The sequence below is a fragment of the Actinoplanes sp. NPDC020271 genome (assembly GCF_044388125.1).
In the GTDB taxonomy this organism is placed as follows: domain Bacteria; phylum Actinomycetota; class Actinomycetes; order Mycobacteriales; family Micromonosporaceae; genus Actinoplanes.
In genome coordinates this window covers 457,259-474,131 of record NZ_JBIRWQ010000001.1, presented here as the reverse complement: position 1 = coordinate 474,131, position 16,873 = coordinate 457,259, and the positions used below count along the sequence as shown (strand labels likewise).

Below are 16,873 nucleotides of genomic sequence, written 5' to 3'. Positions count from 1 at the left end.
AGGGGATTTCAGCGAGCGCCGCGGACCATCTGGACCAGGAGCGATCCGGCCACCGCGACGACCGCGCCGAGCAGGAAGAGCAGGCTGTAGTTCGCGTTGTCGCTGCTGCCGATCGCGAGGATCGGCGCGGCCAGGATCGGGACGAGGGACTGCGGCAGCGCGTTGGCGATGTTCAGCACGCCCATGTCCTTGGCGGCGTCGTCCGGGTCCGGCAGTACGTCGGTGGCCAGGGCCAGGTCGACCGCGAGGTAGACGCCCTCGCCGACGCCGAACAGCCCGGCCGCGACCAGGAAGAGCGGGAAGCTGTGGGCGAACGCGATGATCACGAGGGAGGCGGCGACGACCAGGCCGGCGCCGAGCACGAACGGCTTGCGCCTGCCGGTGCGGTCGGAGAGCGTGCCGCCGAACGATGAGCCCGCGACCAGGCCGACCGTGGTGATCAGGGTGGCGGCGAGGACGCCGGTGGCGACGTTGTCGGTGGTGTAGCCGAACCGGTCGATCAGCAGGTAGCTCTCGTACGTGGTGACCGCCGCGAGTCCGGTCCAGATCAGGAACCGGCTGAGGATGTTCCAGGCGAAGTCCGGGTACCGCTTCGGGTTGATGTAGAAGGTCGCCAGGAACTCCTTGAAGCCGTACGGCGCGAAGTGTCCCTTCTCCGCCGGGCGGTCCTTGAGGACCGTCACGAGCAGCACCACCGTGGCGATGCCGATCACCGCCGGGACCATGAACATCAGCAGCGCGTTGCCGGAGAGTGCGGCGGCCAGGGCGCTGCCGGCCAGGATCGCGACCGAGGTCATCAGGCCGAGGATGCCGCTGACCTTGCCGCGCTGCTGGGGCGGGATCTGGTCGGGCAGCAGCGCGGTCAGCGTGGCCAGGGTGGCGTTGATGCCGAGCTGCGCGAGCGCCCAGCCGGCGGTCAGCGTCGGGATGTCGGTGCCGAGCGAGACGATCAGCAGGCCGGCCGAGCCGACCAGCATGCCGCCGAGCAGCCACGGGCGGCGGCGGCCGAGCCGGGAGGTGGTCCGGTCCGACATCGCGCCGAAGAACGGGTTGCCGATCAGTGCGAGGACCGCGCCGACCGAGAGCACCGTGCCGAGGGCGGCGGACTTGTCGTCCGGGGCGATCTGCGCGACCCGGACGGACATGCTGACGATGACCGGGGTGAGGATCGTCAGGTAGGCGCCGAGCATGGCGAGCGCCATGGCGACGATCAGCTTGGTGGGGGCGTTGGGCCGGTCGGACAGCACGGACGGCGTCGTCGGCCGGGATTCGACAGTGGTCATCGCACACCTCGGGACACGAGTTATCGGGGGAGGCGGGGACCGGGCCGGCTTCCGGTTTGTTAACGCCTTGTTTCGAAAGGTATCGCTGCGAACAACACCGAACTAGAGGTCACGAGGGTCGCGTACACCTGTGAATTGCCTTTGTCGGCACTAACTTTGTCTTTTTCGGGGCTTTCCTCTGGTGATCACGGTCACCGTGCCGGCAGCATTACGCTCAAGTTCGGCAAAACCCCGGCGTAGGCTCGGGTCCGTGACCGGTCGACGCGTTCACCTCGTCCGCCGCGACCTGATCCTCGCGGCGGTCCGGGAGGCCGGGCGGATCAGTCGCGCCGGCCTCGCCAAGCGCACCGGCATGGCCCGGATGACGGTCACCGGACTGGTCGCCGAACTGCTCGACGCGGGACTGCTGGCCGAGGCCGGCGCCGCCGCCGACGGCAGCCGGCCCGGCCGTCCGGCCCGGCTGCTGACGATCGGCGAGCAGGCCGGCGTGGTGGTCGGTGCGGTCGTCGGCGGGGACGGCACCCGGATCGCGGTCGCCGACCTGGCCGGGCGGATCCTGGACGAGCGGCACGAGCCGGGCAACGATCCGGAGGAACTGGCCGGGCTGATCGAGGCGTACGCCGGTGAGCGGGTCTGGTCCACGGTCGTCGGGCTCTCCGCCGCGATCCTCGACGGGGTGGTGCAGCCCGGCACCGTGCTGCCCGGCTGGGCCGGTCGGGCCCCCGCCCGCGAGCTGTCCGAGCGGCTCGGTCATCGGGTCACCGTCCGCAACGGCGCCGACCTGTGCGTGATCGGGGAGGTCGCGCAGGGCGCGGCGGCCGGCCGGCGGGACGTCTGCTACCTGCGGGTCACCACCGGGATCGGGTGCGGGCTGATGCTCGCCGGGCACGTGCACCCGGGCGCCACCGGGGTGGCCGGCGAGCTCGGGCACGTGCAGGTGGACGAGACCGGGGCGCTGTGCCGCTGCGGGAACCGGGGCTGTCTGGAGACGATCGCGGCGACGCGGGAGATCCTGGCGTCCCTGGAAGCGGCGTACGGGGAGCCGATCACCGCCGAGCGCGCCGTCGAGCTGTCCCGGCAGGACGCCACCGTCGAACGGATCATGGCGGACGCCGGGCGGATGATCGGGCGGGTGCTCGCCGACCTGGCCAACACGGTCAACCCGGAGCTGGTCGTGCTGGACGGGCCGTTGATCGTGGAGGACGGGCCGGTGCTGGCCGGGGTGCGGGAGGCGCTGCGCCGCTACGCCCAGCCCGAGGTGGCGGAGTCGACCGAGATCCGGCTGACCTCGCTGAGCGGCCGGGCGGGACTGCTGGGCGCGGTCACGCTCGCGCTGCGGGCGACCCCGGCGTCCCGCGGCGGACGAACCTTGCAGGAAATATCGGTGAAGGTGGGGCAGCACGAGAAGCTCGTCCGCCGCGAGGTGATCACCGACCTGCTCCGGTCCCGCGGCGCGACCACCCGCAGCGACCTCACCCGGATCACCAGACTGCCCCGGGCCGCGGTCGCCGAGACCCTCGCCGAGCTGCAGCACGAGGGCCGGGTCGAGTCCTGTCCGCCGCCCGCGCGCTCCGGCCGCCCGTCGCCGTCGTTCCGCCTCGCCGTCCCGCCGGGGGTCGTTCTCGGCATGGCATTGGATCTCGACGGCCTGCACGCGGTTCTCACCGATCGTGCCGGGAACCGCCTGGCCGACGGCTTCCGGCCGCTCGCGCAGGACATCAACGGGCGGGTGCTGATCCGGGCCGCCGCGGAATATGCGGCCGAGCTGCTGGCCGGGCACGACAACCCGGCGGTGGGCCTCAGCGTCCCGTCCCCGGTCCACCCGGGCAACGGCGAGTTCGGCGCCCGTAGCGTACTGCCGATGTTCTCCGGGTTCTCGCCCGCCGAGCTGATCTCCGGAATGCTCGGCTGCCCGGTTGTCGTCGGCAACAACGCCCAGCTCGCGGCGCTGGCCGAGACTCGCCGGGGTGCCGCCCGCGGCGCCCGTGACGTGCTCTACCTCAAGGCCGCGCAGTACGTCGGCGCCGGCATCGTGGCCGGTGGACGCTCCTACGGCGGCAGCATCGGCTACGCCGGCGAGATCGGCCACCTGACCGTCCGGGACATGGGCCCGCTCTGCGTCTGCGGCCGGCGTGGCTGCCTCGGGGCGTTCCTGACCCCGTCCTACTTCGGGGCGCTGCTCGACAAGCCGACCGAGGAGCGGCTGATCGCGCTGGCCGCCGGTGGTCACGGGCCGGCCCGCCGGGCGCTGCTGGACGCCGGTCGCCTGATCGGGCGAACCGTCGCGGTCGTCTGCGATCTGCTGAACCCGGCCGTCGTGGTGGTCGGCGGGCGGTTCGCCGAGCCCGGTGACCACGTGATCGACGGCATCCGGGAGTCGTTGCAGCGGCACTGCGCCCCGAGCGCCGCAGCCGGCCTGACCGTGGTCCGGTCCCGTCTCGGCGCCGAGGCCGAGGCGCTCGGGGCGGTCGAGTCGTTGCTGTGAAAGGGGCGCTTTCAGCAGCTGCCGAGGCGGAGACTAGAGTTCGGCGTGCGGCCCGCCCCGGGCCCGGCAACGCTGCCGACGAAGACGTTCCCGGGGGCTCTCACGGGCTATCTGCATCTCGCTACCCGCAATGGGGAAGGACGAGGAGAAACAATGCGTATCGGCGTGCTCACCGGTGGGGGCGACTGCCCCGGTCTCAACGCGGTCATCCGTGCCGTGGTCCGCAAGGGCGTGACCGCTTACGGTCACGAGTTCGTCGGCTTCCGCGACGGTTGGAAGGGCCCGCTGGAGGGTCTGACGAAGCCGCTCGGCATCGCGGAGGTCCGTGGCATCCTCCCGCGCGGCGGCACGATCCTGGGCTCCTCGCGCACCAACCCCTTCAAGATCGAGGGTGGCGTCGAGCGGATCAAGGCCAACCTGGCCGAGCAGGGTGTCGACGCGCTGGTCGCGATCGGCGGCGAGGACACCCTCGGCGTCGCGACCAAGCTGAACGACCTGGGCGTCAACGTCGTCGGCGTGCCGAAGACGATCGACAACGACCTCAACGCGACCGACTTCACGTTCGGTTTCGACACCGCGGTGAACATCGCGATGGAGGCCATCGACCGGCTGCACACCACCGCCGAGTCGCACCACCGCACGCTGGTCGTCGAGGTCATGGGCCGCCACGCGGGCTGGATCGCGCTGCACGCCGGTCTCGCCGGTGGCGCCAACGTCATCCTGCTGCCGGAGCGCAAGTTCGACGTCGAGCAGGTCGCGACGTATGTGACGAAGCGCTTCCAGGTGGAGTACGCGCCGATCGTCGTCGTCGCCGAGGGCGCCCAGCCGCTCGACGGCCAGATGGTCCTGCACAACCAGGAGCTGGACAGCTTCGGCCACGTCCGCCTCGGCGGCATCGGCCAGTGGCTCGCCGAGCAGCTGGAGGAGAAGACCGGCAAGGAGGCCCGCACGGTCGTCCTCGGTCACATCCAGCGCGGTGGCACCCCGACCGCGTTCGACCGGGTCCTGTCGACCCGCTTCGGCCTGCAGGCGATCGACGCCGTGCACGAGGGCGACTTCGGCAAGATGATGGCGCTGCGCGGCACCGACATCGTCCGCGTCCCGCTGATCGAGGGCACCGGCGAGCTGAAGACCGTTCCGCTGTCGCGTTACGAAGAGGCCGAGGTCTTCTTCGGTAACTGAGTTGTCGGAAAGGGGCCGGGGTTCTCCCCGGCCCCTTTTTCTCTGTTGAGGAGTGGACGTTGACCGAGAACACCGTCGCGATGCTCGGCACCGGCAAGATGGGCGAGGTCGTCCTGGCCGGCCTGCTCCGGTCCGGCTGGTCCGCCGACCGGGTCCTGGTCACCGCCCGCCGGCCGGCCCGCGGCACCGAGCTGACCGAGAAGTACGGCGTCACCGTCGTCACCAACGCCGCAGCTGTCGAGCGCGCCGACATCATCATGATCGGGACAAAACCGCAGGATGCCGGTGCCCTGCTGGACGAGGTCGGCCGGTCCGTGCCGTCCGGGAAACTCGTCGTCTCGCTCTGCGCGGGCCTGCCCACCGGCTTCTTCGCCGCCCGGCTGCCGGAGGGCACCCCGGTCGTCCGGGTCATGACGAACACCCCGGCCCTGGTCGACCAGGCGATGACCGCGATCTCCCCGGGCGCCCACGCCGGCGACGAGCACCTGGCCGTCGCCGAGGCGATGTTCCAGCCGCTCGGCCGGACCGTCCGCGTCCCCGAGTCCCAGCAGGACGCGGTCACCGCGCTCTCCGGTTCCGGCCCGGCCTACTTCTACCTGCTGGTCGAAGCCATGATCGAGGCCGGCGTCCTGCTCGGGCTGCCCCGGCCGGTGGCCCACGAGCTGATCGTGCAGACCGCGGTCGGCTCGGCCACGATGCTGCGCGACTCCGGCGAGCACCCGGTCAAGCTGCGCGAGGCCGTGACCTCCCCGGCCGGCACGACGATCTCGGCGATCCGCGAGCTGGAGAACCACGGGGTGCGCGCGGCCATGCTGTCGGCCCTGGAGGCGGCGCGCGACCGGGCCCGGGAAATCGCCGCTCAAGCCCTCTAGAACCATTCTTTCGTACGACATTTTCGGCGCCCGTTCTCCGGCGACACGACCCGGCCCCGTCCGTGGCTGCGCGAGCTTCCCGGGTGGTCCCGGCGGCAGCGCGACTCCGGGTCGCGGCTGGTGGGGACCGGTGGATCAGCTCGCGCAGACGTACGGGAAATGGGCCTTCAATACCAGATGGCTATGCGGGAGCCGTTGTTCTCCTCGGGCGGGGACGGGAAGGACAGCGCGGTGCCGGTGGCGACGCGGTGGGCGGTCCACGCGACGGCCGCCGCGTCGAGGATGTCGTCGGGTGGGGCCTGGCCTGCCGGTCCGAGCTGGTCGGGCAGCGTGATGCCGTTGCGGGCGAGGAGCTCGCGGCGGTGGGACTGTCCGCTCCAGGTCTTCTTGGCGTAGGGCAGGGGTTCGCCCGCCATGGTCCGGAAACTGACCTCCGGGTGGGCCTCGAAGAGCAGACCCGGGTGGCGTTCCCACAGCGCATTGGCCTCGAGGAGCTTGGGGCGCAGCGCCCAGGACTGGCGGCTCAGGCCGGCGCCGGTCAGTTCGCGGCAGCGGCGGTTGGCGGCGGTGAAGTCCGGTTCGGCCCAGACGGCGCGGGGTGGCACCCGGAAGACGCTGCCGCGGCGCGGGCCGAGCTGATCGGCGGCGAGGGTGTCGGCGGCACGCCAGCGGTCCGGCAGCATGCCCAGGGGGATGTCGACGCCGATCACCGCGGCGCCGGAGCTGCCGGCGACGATCTCGTAGAGCGTCGAGGCGAGGATCGCGCGCCCGAAGGCGCCGTCCCGGAGCTCGACCCCGACCCAGCCGAGCGCATACGCGTCGACCCCGATCACATGAATACTCATCGCGTCACCTCCGCTGCACTCCGGTGACACGATGGGTTGCCGGCTGTGCCCATTGATTCGTTCGCAAGCTCACTCATCGGCGGCTCAGCGCGGCAGGTGTTTCTCGATGGTCGCGACCAGCTCGGGGTCGTCCGGCTCGACCCGGGGGCTGAACCGGGCGGCCACCGTGCCGTCGGGGGCGACCACGAACTTCTCGAAGTTCCACTGGATGTCGGGCCCGCCACCGATCAGTTCGGTGTAGAGCGGGTGCCGGCCGGGGCCGTTGACCTCGACCTTCTCGGTCATCGGGAACGTGACACCGTAGGTGGCCCGGCAGAACTCGTCGATCTCGGACGCCGTGCCCGGTTCCTGGTTGCCGAACTGGTCGCAGGGCACACCGAGCAGCACCAGGCCCTGGTCGCGGTAGGTGTCGTAGAGGGGCTGCAACTTGTCGTACTGCGGGGTCAGGCCGCAGCGCGAGGCCACATTGACCACCAGCAGGACCGATCCGCGGTAGCGGTCCAAATCGGTCGTACCGCCGGTGAGGGCGTCAATGCTGACGTCGAAGATGGTCATGGCGAAAGCCTACGCGGTGTAGTGGCTCGAACGCACGCCGTGTTCATCCCGTGGTCGTTGTTAATGGAACCTTAAAGACTGTCACCAGGCTTGACTCGTGTTAATCGATGTGACTACCGTCTCTTCATCCTCTCTCTGGAAAGTTTCCTAAATATTAAAGGAGACCCCGTGGGCAAAACCCTCCGCCGGGCGCTGCTCGTCAGTGCGGTGGTGATCGGCGCCTCGGCCTCGGTCCCGCTCGTGCAGGCGAACGCCGCGACCGCGTGTGCCACCGCCTGGTCTGCCACCGCCACCTACGTCAAGGACAACGTCGCCTCGCAGAGCGGCCACAACTACACCGCCAAGTGGTGGACCCAGAACGAGTCGCCGGCCACGCACAGCGGTCAGTGGGACGTCTGGATCGACAACGGCGCGTGCGGCGGCACGACCACCCCGACCACATCCCCGACCACCACCGCGCCGACCACGACGCCGCCCACCACGACTCCGGCCACCACGCCGCCGACCACCACCCCGACCTCGGGGACCAGCGGCAAGAACGTCGTCGGTTACTTCGCCGAGTGGGGCGTCTACGGCCGCAACTACCACGTGAAGAACCTGGTCACCTCGGGTTCGGCGGCCAAGCTGACCCACATCCTGTACGCGTTCGGCAACACCACCGGCGGCCAGTGCTCGATCGGTGACTCCTACGCCGACTACGACCGCGCCTACTCCGCGGCCGAGAGCGTCGACGGCGTCGCCGACACCTGGGACACCGGCGCGCTGCGCGGCTCGTTCAACCAGCTCCGCAAGCTGAAGAAGCAGTACCCGAACATCAAGGTGATCTGGTCGTTCGGCGGCTGGACCTGGTCCGGTGGCTTCACCCAGGCCGCCGCGAACCCGGCCGCGTTCGCCGACTCCTGCTACAACCTGGTCAAGGACTCCCGCTGGTCGGACGTCTTCGACGGCATCGACGTCGACTGGGAGTACCCGAACGCGTGCGGCCTGGCCTGCGACGCGTCCGGCCCGGACTCGTACAACAAGGTGATCACCGCGCTGCGGAACAAGTTCGGCTCGAGCTTCCTGATCACCTCGGCGATCTCCGCCGACGGCTCCAACGGCGGCAAGCTGGACGTGGCCGACTACGCCTCCGGCATCGCGAAGCTGAACCTGGTCTTCCCGATGACCTACGACTACTTCGGCGCGTTCGCGGCGCAGGGCCCGACCGCCCCGCACTCGCCGCTGACCTCGTACACCGGCATCCCGACGGCCGGCTTCTACTCCGACGCGGCGATCCAGAAGCTGAAGAGCAAGGGCGTTCCGGCCGGCAAGATCCTGCTCGGCATCGGCTTCTACGGCCGCGGCTGGACCGGCGTCACCCAGGCCGCCCCCGGCGGTTCGGCGACCGGCGCGGCCCCGGGCACCTACGAGGCCGGCATCGAGGACTACAAGGTCCTGAAGAACAGCTGCCCGGCGACCGGCACGGTCGGTGGGACGGCGTACGCCTACTGCGGCACCAACTGGTGGGGTTACGACACCCCGGCGACGATCGCGGGCAAGATGACGTACGCCAAGAACCAGGGCCTCGGCGGCGCCTTCTTCTGGGAGTTCTCCGGCGACACCAGCAACGGTGAGCTGATCAGCGCGATCAAGGGCAACCTGTAATTTTTTGAGAATGCGGGGCACCGGGTCCAGGCCCGGTGCCCCGTTTTCGTAGGCTCATCCCATGCGCCGAGAGTGGCATCAGCTCAGTCACCCGGGAGTCGCGACTTCCCGGCCGTCCACCGACTCCGCCGAGGACGAGGCCCTGGGCCTCGACCGATGGCGTGCGCTGCCCCGGGTGCAGATGCCACCCTGGCCGGACATGGGCGAGGTCGCCGCGGTCTGCAACACCCTGGAGAACGTGCCGTCGATCGTCGCGCCCTACGAGGTCGACCAGCTCCGGGCCCGGCTCGCCGAGGTGTGCGAGGGCAAGGCGTTCCTGCTCCAGGGCGGCGACTGCGCCGAGACGTTCGCCGACAACACCGAGAGCCACCTGCTCGCCAACGCGCGGACGCTGCTGCAGATGGCGGTCGTCCTGACGTACGGCGCGTCGATGCCGGTGGTCAAGGTCGCCCGGGTCGCCGGGCAATACACCAAGCCGCGGTCGTCGCTGACCGACTCGCTGGGCCTCCCGGCGTACCGGGGCGACATGATCAACGCGCTGGACGCCGACGAGACGGCACGGATCGCCGACCCGCAGCGGATGATCCGGGCGTACGCGAACTCGGCCGCCGCCATGAACATGCTCCGTGCCTACCTGGCCGGTGGCCTGGCCGACCTGCACGGCCTGCACGACTGGAACAAGGACTTCGTCCGCGCCTCGCCGGCCGGTGAGCGCTACGAGGCGATCGCCCGCGAGATCGACCGTGCCCTCGACTTCATCCGCGCCTGTGGCATGACCGACAACGATGCGTTGCGCACGGTCAGCCTGTACTGCTCCCACGAAGCGCTCGCCCTGGAGTACGACCGGGCCCTGACCCGGGTCTCGGGCGGTAAGGCGTACGGGCTCTCCGGGCACTTCCTCTGGATCGGCGAGCGCACCCGCCAGCTGGATCACGCGCACATCGACTTCATCAGCCGGATCTCCAACCCGATCGGCGTCAAGATCGGCCCCGGCACCAGCCCGGAGACCGCGATCGAGCTGTGCGAGAAGCTGAACCCGGAGAACATCCCCGGCCGGCTCACGCTGATCAGCCGGATGGGCAACGGCAAGGTGCGCGACGCGCTCCCGTCGATCGTGGAGAAGGTCACCGCCACCGGCGCCAAGGTGGTCTGGCAGTGCGACCCGATGCACGGCAACACCCACGAGTCGTCGAACGGGTACAAGACCCGCCACTTCGACCGGATCGTCGACGAGGTCCTCGGCTACTTCGAGGTGCACCGCGGCCTGGGCACGCACCCGGGCGGCATCCACATCGAACTGACCGGTGAGGACGTCACCGAGTGCCTCGGCGGCGCCCAGGGCATCGAGGACCTGGACCTGCCCGACCGGTACGAGACGGCGTGCGACCCGCGCCTGAACACCCAGCAGAGCCTGGAACTGGCCTTCCTGGTGGCGGAGATGCTCCGTGGTTGATCTTCGCTCGGACACGGTCACCCGCCCCACCGACGGGATGCGCGAGGCGATGGCCACCGCGGCCGTCGGCGACGACGTCTTCGGGGACGACCCGACCGTCAACGCGCTCGAACAGCACGTGGCGCGACTGTTCGGCCACGAGGCGGCGCTCTTCGCCCCGTCCGGCACGATGGCCAACCAGATCGCGCTGCAGCTGGTCACCCCACCCGGCGGGGAACTGCTGGCCGGGGCGGATGCACACGTGGTGACGTACGAACTGGGCGCCGCGGCCCTGCTCGGCGGCATCTCCACCCGCACCTGGGCGGCGACCGGCGCCGCGCTGAACGTGGACCGGATCGCCGACATGATCCGCCCGGCCGGCTTCCCGTCGGTGCCGACCGCGGCCATCGCCGTCGAGCAGACCCACAACCTCGGCGGTGGCGGCGTCATCCCGCTGGCCACGCTGCACGACCTGCGCGCGGTGGCCGACGCCGCCCGGGTCGCGCTGCACTGCGACGGCGCCCGGATCTGGCACGCGCACGTCGCCGACGGGGTGCCGCTGGCGACGTACGGCGCGCTCTTCGACACGCTCTCGGTGTGCCTCTCCAAGGGCCTCGGCGCCCCGGTCGGCTCGCTGGTCGTGGGCAGCCGGGAGAAGATTGCCCGGGCCCGGGTCATCCGCAAGCGGATGGGCGGCGGCATGCGGCAGGTCGGCATCCTCGCCGCCGCCGGACAGTACGCGCTGGACAACCACGTGCAGCGCCTGGCCGAGGACCACGCGCGGGCCCGCCGGCTCGCCGAGGGCCTGGCCCCGCTCGGGGTGGTCGACCCGGAGAAGGTGCGGACCAACCTGGTCCCGCTGGATCTGACCAAGGCCCCGCTGGACGCGCCGGAACTGGCCGCCGCGGCCGCCCGTCGCGGGGTGCTGATCGCCGCGATGCTGCCGAAGCTGGCCCGGCTCGTGGTCCACCTGGACGTCGACGACGACGGCATCGACGAGGCCATCTCGGTTCTCAGCGTGTTGCTGGCCTGACGCTCCCGGTTGCGGAGAGGCAACCGGGAGTTTCCGCAGGTCGGACGGTCCGGGCCCGATACAGGTCTTCGCTATGACGAAGACATCTCGGGCCCGGAGGGCCACCGCATTCACCGCCGCCGTGGTTGCCGTCGCCGGCACCGTCACGGTCGCCATCGCCGAACCGTCCGCCGCGTACTCCGCGTCGGCCATGGTCCGGGCCGCTGAGGTGGGCCCGGTCGTCTCCAGCATCACGCCGCTCATGGGAGTTCCCGCGGGTGGTACGCCGGTGACCATCTGGGGGTCGGGCTTCACCGCCGACCCGGACAACCCGCCGCGGGTGTACTTCGGTGACCAGCTCTCCACCGACGTCCGGGTCGTCTCCGACACCAAGCTCGTCGCGGTGTCCCCGGCCTTCACCAGCACCGGCAACTCCCTCGTCAAGGTCGTCACCGCGGCCGGAACCAGCAAGAACACCACCTCGATCTTCGGGTACCGGCTGAAGCTGGGGGCCGAGTTCGAGTCGCTGCCGGCGAAGGCGACCGGTGGCGGCGAGGTGATCGTCACGGTCACCGACGGCACCGTCGGCGCCACGTCCTCCCAGTTCGCCGCCCTGAAGATCACCGCGAAGGTGGGTGGCATCGCCACCACCAAGGTCACCTGGCTGGACCAGAATCACGTCAAGGTCGGCCTGCCGGCGGTCACCAAAGCCGTCCCGGCCAAGGTCCAGCTGGTCCAGGAGGGCTTCACCGGTCCGGAGTCCACCTCGGTGGTCAACTACTACCCGGTGATCAGCACGGTCTCGCCCGGCTCGGTCGCGGTGGCCGGCGGCGACACCATCAAGATCATGGGGACCGGGTTCGGCGGCGTGGACCCGACCGACACCAGTGCGGTGACGATCGGGGGCTTCGACGCGAAGTACTTCCAGGTCGTCTCGGCCGTCCAGATCGACGCCGTGGTGCCGGAAGGTGCCGCCGGCAACGCCGCGGTGAAGGTCACCACGCCGGGCGGCAGCAGCCCGGAAGGGCCGAAGGTCGCCTACCGCAGCGCACTCGTCATCGACGGCGGCCAGTATCTGCGGGCCGGCGGCGGCGTGCACCTGCTCACCGTCGGCGGTGGCACGCTCGGCGCGACCGCCGCCGACTTCGCGGCCGCGGCGATCACCGTGCGGATGGGCAAGACCAAGCTCACCGCCACCTACGTCGACGCGACCCACCTCAAGCTCACCCTCCCGCCGCTGACCACCGAGACCGCCGACCTGGTCGTGTGGCAGGACGTCGTCGCCGGCCCGGCCGTCACCGTGCCGATCGCACCGGTCGTGACCAGCCTGTCCACGGTCACCAGCACGCTCACCGGGGGCGCCACCGTCAAGGTCAAGGTGGCCGGTGCCGGAGTGGCGACCGCCACCAACTTCATGTTCGGCACGAACCCGGCGATCTGCCCGGTCAGCGGCACCGGCTCCGGACTGGTCTTCACCTGCACCGTCCCGGCCGCCACGGAAGCCGGCCCGGCCTGGGTCTCGTTCACCGCCGGCACCGGGACGGCCAGCAAGTTCACCCCGGCCGCCGCGTTCAGCTACACCGACCTCGACTGATCAGGAGGACAGCAATGACGTACTCGAAGAAGACCCGTACCGCGGCCGGTGTCGCGACCGCCGCCACCCTCCTGATGGCCGGTGTCTCCAGCACCGCGTTCGCCTCCGGCCGGGTCTCGGCCCAGGGCGACGGCATCGAGCTCGGCGCCGAGTTCACCGACCGGATCCCGGCCCGCTCGACCGGCGGCACGATCATCCCGGTGACCGTCACCGGCGGCACCGTCGGCGCCACTCCGCAGGCGTTCAGCGCGATGCGGGTCACCGCCCGCGTCGGCGGGAAGTCCGCGCAGGTCACCTACGTCGACGAGACGCACCTCAAGGTGGTCGCGCCGGCCACCACCTCGGCGACCGCGGTCACCATGCAGCTGACCCGCCGCGGGACGGCCGGGCCGGAGTCGGCGGCGACCGTCGCGTACTACCCGGGCATCGTCGCGGTGACCCCCGCCAGGATCAGCTCGCTCGGCGGCACCCTGGTGACCGTCAACGGCACCGGCTTCCTCGGCGTCGACCCCGACGACCCGCAGGCCGTCACGTTCGGCGACGCGGCCGCGACCTCGGTCACCGTCGTGTCCGCCACGAAGATCACCGCAGTCGCCCCGGCCGGCACGAACGGCACCGCCGTCGTCAAGGTCAAGTCCACCGGCGGCGCCAGCGAGGCCAACGGGTCCAGCAAGGTGAACTACCGCGCCGCGCTCGGCATCGACACCACCGCCGCGCCGACCGCCAAGGCCAGCGGCGGACCGCTCCTGCTGACCATCACCGGCGGCAAGGCCGGCGGCGACATCAAGGAATTCAACGCCGAACGCATCGGGGTGCTCGCCGGCAAAAAAGCACTCAGCACCACCTGGGTCGACGAAACCCACCTGAAGGTCGTCATGCCGCCGATGACCACCGACACGGCCGCGCTCACCATCACCCACGACACCATCGCCGGCGAACCGTCCGACGTCAGCATCGCGCCGGTCGTCACCAGCCTGTCCGCCAAGACCGACACGATCGCCGGCGGCACCCGGGTCGCCGTCCGGGTGGCCGGGGCCAGTGCCGGCGACTCGACCGGCTTCAAGTTCGGCGACAACGCGGCCGTCTGCGCCAAACAAGGCTCGGGAGCCACCCTGGTCTTCCAGTGCACGGTGCCGCCGGCGTCGCAGGGCGGGCCGGTCGCGGTCACCTTCACCTCCGGCACCGGCAAGGCCAGCCGCTTCACGGCCGCGGCGATGTTCAGCTACACGGAGAATTGAGTCTGATTCGGTCGGCGGGTTGTGCTTGATGGCCTCGCTTCAGTCGGCGGGCTGTGCCTGATGGCCTCGCTTCGCTCGGCGGGCATTTCGCCCCTTTAGGTCGATGCCGAGAGTGCCGAAAAACAACTGCGCTTTGCTTGTCGTTTTTCGGCACTCTCGGCATCGACGGGCGAAATGCGCTGGGGTGAGGTCAGAGGGGGGCGCTCGTCGACGTCGACGTCGTCACGGCGTTGGCGAAGCCTTGGATCAGTGGATGCGGGGGTTCGCTTGCCAGTTCTGGCTGGAAAAGCGTGGCCAGGAAGAACGGGTGGCCGGGGAGCTCGGCCACCCGCACCTCGCCGGACTCGTCGTGGCCGGTGAAGCGCATGCCGTGCGCCCGCAGAAGATCGAGAAAAGCCGGCGAGAGCCCGTACGAGCAGTGGTACCGCTCCACCGTCCGGGACGCCCCGAGCAGCCGCTCCACGAGTGAACCGCCGGTCAGTTCGACCACCGCCTCGTGCCCGGCGAGCGAGCAGGTCAGCGCCACGATCAGAGCGTCCTCGGACGGGTTGCCCGGCTCGTTCTCCGCGTGCCGGGCGTCGGCGAGCCCGCAGACGTCCCGGGCGAACTCGAGCATCGCGTGCTGGAATCCGCCGCACGTGCCGAGGAACGGGATCCCCTCGGTCCGGGCGGTCCGCGCGGCGGTGATCGCGCCGGCCTCGCTGCGGTAAGGGCTCCCCGGCACCATCCAGATCCCGTCGAACCCGCGCAGCGCCGCCGGATCCTCCGCCGCCGGGGTCGGCACCCAGTAGACGTCCAGGTCGAACCCGGCGCCGTCGCGCAGGGCGTCCATGATCACGGGAATGCGCGTGTGCGCGCGGACCGTCGGTGACCGGTCACCGACCAGAGCAATCGTCTTCATGCCCCCATCGTCGGCGCGCCGGTGAGATCAGGTCCAACGATCGTTCGTACACCGGGTATTAGCGTTCCTGATGTGGACCCGCACCTGCTGCGCACTTTCGTCGAGGTCGCCGAGACCGGCTCGTTCTCCGCGGCCGCCGAGCGCCTGAACTTCACCCAGTCGGCCGTCTCCCAGCAGATCGCCGCCCTGGAGAGCGACCTCGGCACACCCCTGCTGACGCGCCGCCCGGTTCGTCCGACCGAGGCGGGTGAGCGCCTCCGGCGCCATGCCAGAGCTTTGCTCGTACGCCTCGAAGCCGCCCGCGCCGACGTCACCCGCACGTCCGTCCCGCCCGGCCGGCTGGCCCTGGGCCTGACCCCGCTCGCCTGGTCCGCCCCGGTCGCCGCGGCCCTCACCCGGATCCGCGCCGAGTCCGCCCGCCTCTCGACCCGCCTCCTGGTCGCCGGCCTGGACCGGATCGTCACCGCCACCGCCACCGGCGCGCTGGACCTGGGCCTGGTCGACGGCTTCACCGCGCCGAGCGACCCGGTGCGCCTGCCCGAGCCGGGTGATCCGCGTTCGCTGCGGGTCGCCGAGTGTCCCGCGGTCGTCGCCGTCCCGTCCGGGCACCCGCTGGCCCGGCGCACGTCGGTGGATCTGGCCGATCTGGCCGACGCGTACTGGATCGACGCCCCGGAAGTGGCCCCGTTCCAGCGGTTGCCGGTCGACGGTCTGCGGGCCGGCCTGCACTACGACGGCGCCGAGGTGACCGTCCTGGCCGGCCTGGTCGCCGCCGGTCACGGCCTCGCCGTGCTCCCCGAGTGGCTGCTCACCGGCCGTCCGGACCTGGCCGCGGTCCCGCTCGGCGTGCCCCGCCTGGTGCACCGCGTCGAACTCCTGCGGGCCCCGGCCGTCGCGGACCCGGGCGAGCCGGCGAGCCGCCTCACCGCCCTGCTGACGTCTTGAGCGGGGTCTGCTGTGGACATATGCTCGGCCCGCGGACCGTGAAGGGGGCGCAGGCCATGACGGACGACCTGGACAACGGTGTGCCGCACTCGGCGCGCGTGTGGAACCACTGGCTGGGCGGCACCGACAACTTCACGGTGGACCGGGCCGTCGGTGACGACTTCGCGAAGCTCTACCCGGACATCACCGTGGTCGCGCGGCACTCCCGGGCGTTCCTGAAACGGGCCGTCACGTTCCTGGTGACCGAGGCCGGCATCCGCCAGTTCCTGGACGTCGGCACCGGCATCCCGAGCGCCGAGCACACCCACCAGGTGGCGCAGGCCGCGGCCGCCGACGTGAAGGTGGTCTACGCCGACAACGACCCCCTGGTCCTGAAGCACGCGCGAGCGCTGCTGGCCGGCACCCCCGAGGGCCGGGTGGCGTACGTCGACGCGGACCTGAACGCCCCGGCGACGATCGTCCAGGCGGCCGGTGCGACGCTGGACCTGACCCAGCCGGTCGGCCTGATCCTGATGAACGTTCTCGGTCACGTGCCCGGCGTCGATCGGGCCGTCGCGATCGTCGGCGAGCTGCTCGACGCCCTGCCCTCCGGCAGTTACCTGATCACCGCCGACGGCACCGACGTGATCGACGGGCCGGCCTTCCAGGAGGCGATCGCGGTGTGGAACGCGAACGCGCCGCTCAGCTATCACCTGCGTCATCCGGAGGAACTGGCCCGTTTCCTCGGCGGCCTGGAGGTGCTGGAGCCGGGTCTGGTCCCGTGCTCGCGGTGGCGCCCGTCCCCGGAGGCGACCGGTGACGACCTCCGCGAGGTCGACGAGTTCGGCGCCGTCGCCCGCAAACCCTGAGACGAGCCCGCCCGGGAGCGCCGGGGCGAGCCCGCCC

General features: G+C 71.0%; 14 protein-coding genes. 10 read left to right on the top strand and 4 right to left on the bottom strand.

Translation table 11 applies throughout. The annotated features are described in order from the left end of the window. Window positions 1–8: 8 nt before the first annotated feature. Window positions 9–1,283: an MFS transporter gene (locus ACH442_RS02060; RefSeq protein WP_396120688.1), complete on the bottom strand. Its 1,275-nt coding sequence runs from the start codon at window positions 1,281–1,283 to the stop codon at window positions 9–11. Window positions 1,284–1,533: 250 nt separating this feature from the next. Between ACH442_RS02060 and ACH442_RS02055 the strand changes: the two genes are divergently transcribed. From ACH442_RS02055 to proC, 3 genes are all read left to right on the top strand, one after another. Beyond that, complete coding sequence (locus ACH442_RS02055; RefSeq protein ID WP_396120687.1) at window positions 1,534–3,768, top strand: ROK family protein; 2,235 nt, start codon at window positions 1,534–1,536, stop codon at window positions 3,766–3,768. Between the two features lie 153 nt (window positions 3,769–3,921). Next, window positions 3,922–4,950, top strand: coding sequence for a 6-phosphofructokinase (locus ACH442_RS02050; protein WP_396120686.1), 1,029 nt, complete (start codon window positions 3,922–3,924; stop codon window positions 4,948–4,950). Between the two features lie 59 nt (window positions 4,951–5,009). Beyond that, window positions 5,010–5,822 carry a pyrroline-5-carboxylate reductase gene (gene proC / locus ACH442_RS02045; protein WP_396120685.1) on the top strand — a complete coding sequence of 271 codons (813 nt, stop codon included), beginning with the start codon at window positions 5,010–5,012 and terminating at the stop codon, window positions 5,820–5,822. A 167-nt stretch (window positions 5,823–5,989) separates the two neighbouring features. On the opposite strand, the gene ACH442_RS02040 is transcribed toward proC, so the two are convergent. Then, window positions 5,990–6,667: a DUF429 domain-containing protein gene (locus tag ACH442_RS02040; RefSeq protein WP_396120684.1), complete on the bottom strand. Its 678-nt coding sequence runs from the start codon at window positions 6,665–6,667 to the stop codon at window positions 5,990–5,992. Between the two features lie 84 nt (window positions 6,668–6,751). Then, on the bottom strand, window positions 6,752–7,222 hold the full coding sequence (locus ACH442_RS02035; protein ID WP_396120683.1) for a glutathione peroxidase: 471 nt from the start codon (window positions 7,220–7,222) through the stop codon (window positions 6,752–6,754). A 168-nt stretch (window positions 7,223–7,390) separates the two neighbouring features. Between ACH442_RS02035 and ACH442_RS02030 the strand changes: the two genes are divergently transcribed. The 5 genes from ACH442_RS02030 (at window position 7,391) to ACH442_RS02010 (ending at window position 14,142) form a co-directional block, all read left to right on the top strand. Continuing rightward, window positions 7,391–8,866, top strand: coding sequence for a glycosyl hydrolase family 18 protein (locus ACH442_RS02030; protein ID WP_396120682.1), 1,476 nt, complete (start codon window positions 7,391–7,393; stop codon window positions 8,864–8,866). 61 nt (window positions 8,867–8,927) lie between these two features. Continuing rightward, the gene (locus tag ACH442_RS02025) at window positions 8,928–10,319 is read left to right on the top strand and encodes a class II 3-deoxy-7-phosphoheptulonate synthase (RefSeq protein ID WP_396120681.1); all 1,392 of its coding nucleotides are present in this window, start codon (window positions 8,928–8,930) and stop codon (window positions 10,317–10,319) included. Continuing rightward, window positions 10,312–11,331 (top strand): threonine aldolase family protein, encoded by a 1,020-nt coding sequence (locus tag ACH442_RS02020; RefSeq protein WP_396120680.1) that lies wholly within the window; start codon window positions 10,312–10,314, stop codon window positions 11,329–11,331. Before ACH442_RS02025 ends, ACH442_RS02020 begins: the two co-directional genes overlap by 8 nt. A gap of 73 nt (window positions 11,332–11,404) precedes the next feature. Then, window positions 11,405–12,904 (top strand): IPT/TIG domain-containing protein, encoded by a 1,500-nt coding sequence (locus ACH442_RS02015; RefSeq protein WP_396120679.1) that lies wholly within the window; start codon window positions 11,405–11,407, stop codon window positions 12,902–12,904. A gap of 14 nt (window positions 12,905–12,918) precedes the next feature. Further along, window positions 12,919–14,142 (top strand): IPT/TIG domain-containing protein, encoded by a 1,224-nt coding sequence (locus ACH442_RS02010; RefSeq protein ID WP_396120678.1) that lies wholly within the window; start codon window positions 12,919–12,921, stop codon window positions 14,140–14,142. Between the two features lie 190 nt (window positions 14,143–14,332). On the opposite strand, the gene ACH442_RS02005 is transcribed toward ACH442_RS02010, so the two are convergent. Beyond that, the gene (locus ACH442_RS02005) at window positions 14,333–15,043 is read right to left on the bottom strand and encodes a hypothetical protein (protein WP_396120677.1); all 711 of its coding nucleotides are present in this window, start codon (window positions 15,041–15,043) and stop codon (window positions 14,333–14,335) included. A gap of 72 nt (window positions 15,044–15,115) precedes the next feature. Here ACH442_RS02005 and ACH442_RS02000 point away from each other — a divergent pair, with 72 nt between their 5' ends. Together ACH442_RS02000 and ACH442_RS01995 are read left to right on the top strand one after the other, a co-directional pair. Further along, entirely contained in the window at window positions 15,116–15,988 is an 873-nt protein-coding gene (locus ACH442_RS02000; protein ID WP_396120676.1) for a LysR family transcriptional regulator, read from the top strand. Window positions 15,989–16,044: 56 nt separating this feature from the next. Next, window positions 16,045–16,836 carry an SAM-dependent methyltransferase gene (locus tag ACH442_RS01995; protein ID WP_396120675.1) on the top strand — a complete coding sequence of 264 codons (792 nt, stop codon included), beginning with the start codon at window positions 16,045–16,047 and terminating at the stop codon, window positions 16,834–16,836. Window positions 16,837–16,873 lie beyond the last annotated feature (37 nt).

Bases quoted from the DNA above. Each gene is read 5' to 3' on its own strand.
- ACH442_RS02060 (WP_396120688.1), bottom strand. From the start codon at position 1,283: ATGACCACTGTCGAATCCCGGCCGACGACGCCGTCCGTGCTGTCCGAC.
- ACH442_RS02050 (WP_396120686.1), top strand. From the start codon at position 3,922: ATGCGTATCGGCGTGCTCACCGGTGGGGGCGACTGCCCCGGTCTCAAC.
- ACH442_RS02040 (WP_396120684.1), bottom strand. From the start codon at position 6,667: ATGAGTATTCATGTGATCGGGGTCGACGCGTATGCGCTCGGCTGGGTC.
- ACH442_RS02035 (WP_396120683.1), bottom strand. From the start codon at position 7,222: ATGACCATCTTCGACGTCAGCATTGACGCCCTCACCGGCGGTACGACC.
- ACH442_RS02025 (WP_396120681.1), top strand. From the start codon at position 8,928: ATGCGCCGAGAGTGGCATCAGCTCAGTCACCCGGGAGTCGCGACTTCC.
- ACH442_RS02015 (WP_396120679.1), top strand. From the start codon at position 11,405: ATGACGAAGACATCTCGGGCCCGGAGGGCCACCGCATTCACCGCCGCC.
- ACH442_RS02010 (WP_396120678.1), top strand. From the start codon at position 12,919: ATGACGTACTCGAAGAAGACCCGTACCGCGGCCGGTGTCGCGACCGCC.
- ACH442_RS02005 (WP_396120677.1), bottom strand. From the start codon at position 15,043: ATGAAGACGATTGCTCTGGTCGGTGACCGGTCACCGACGGTCCGCGCG.
- ACH442_RS01995 (WP_396120675.1), top strand. From the start codon at position 16,045: ATGACGGACGACCTGGACAACGGTGTGCCGCACTCGGCGCGCGTGTGG.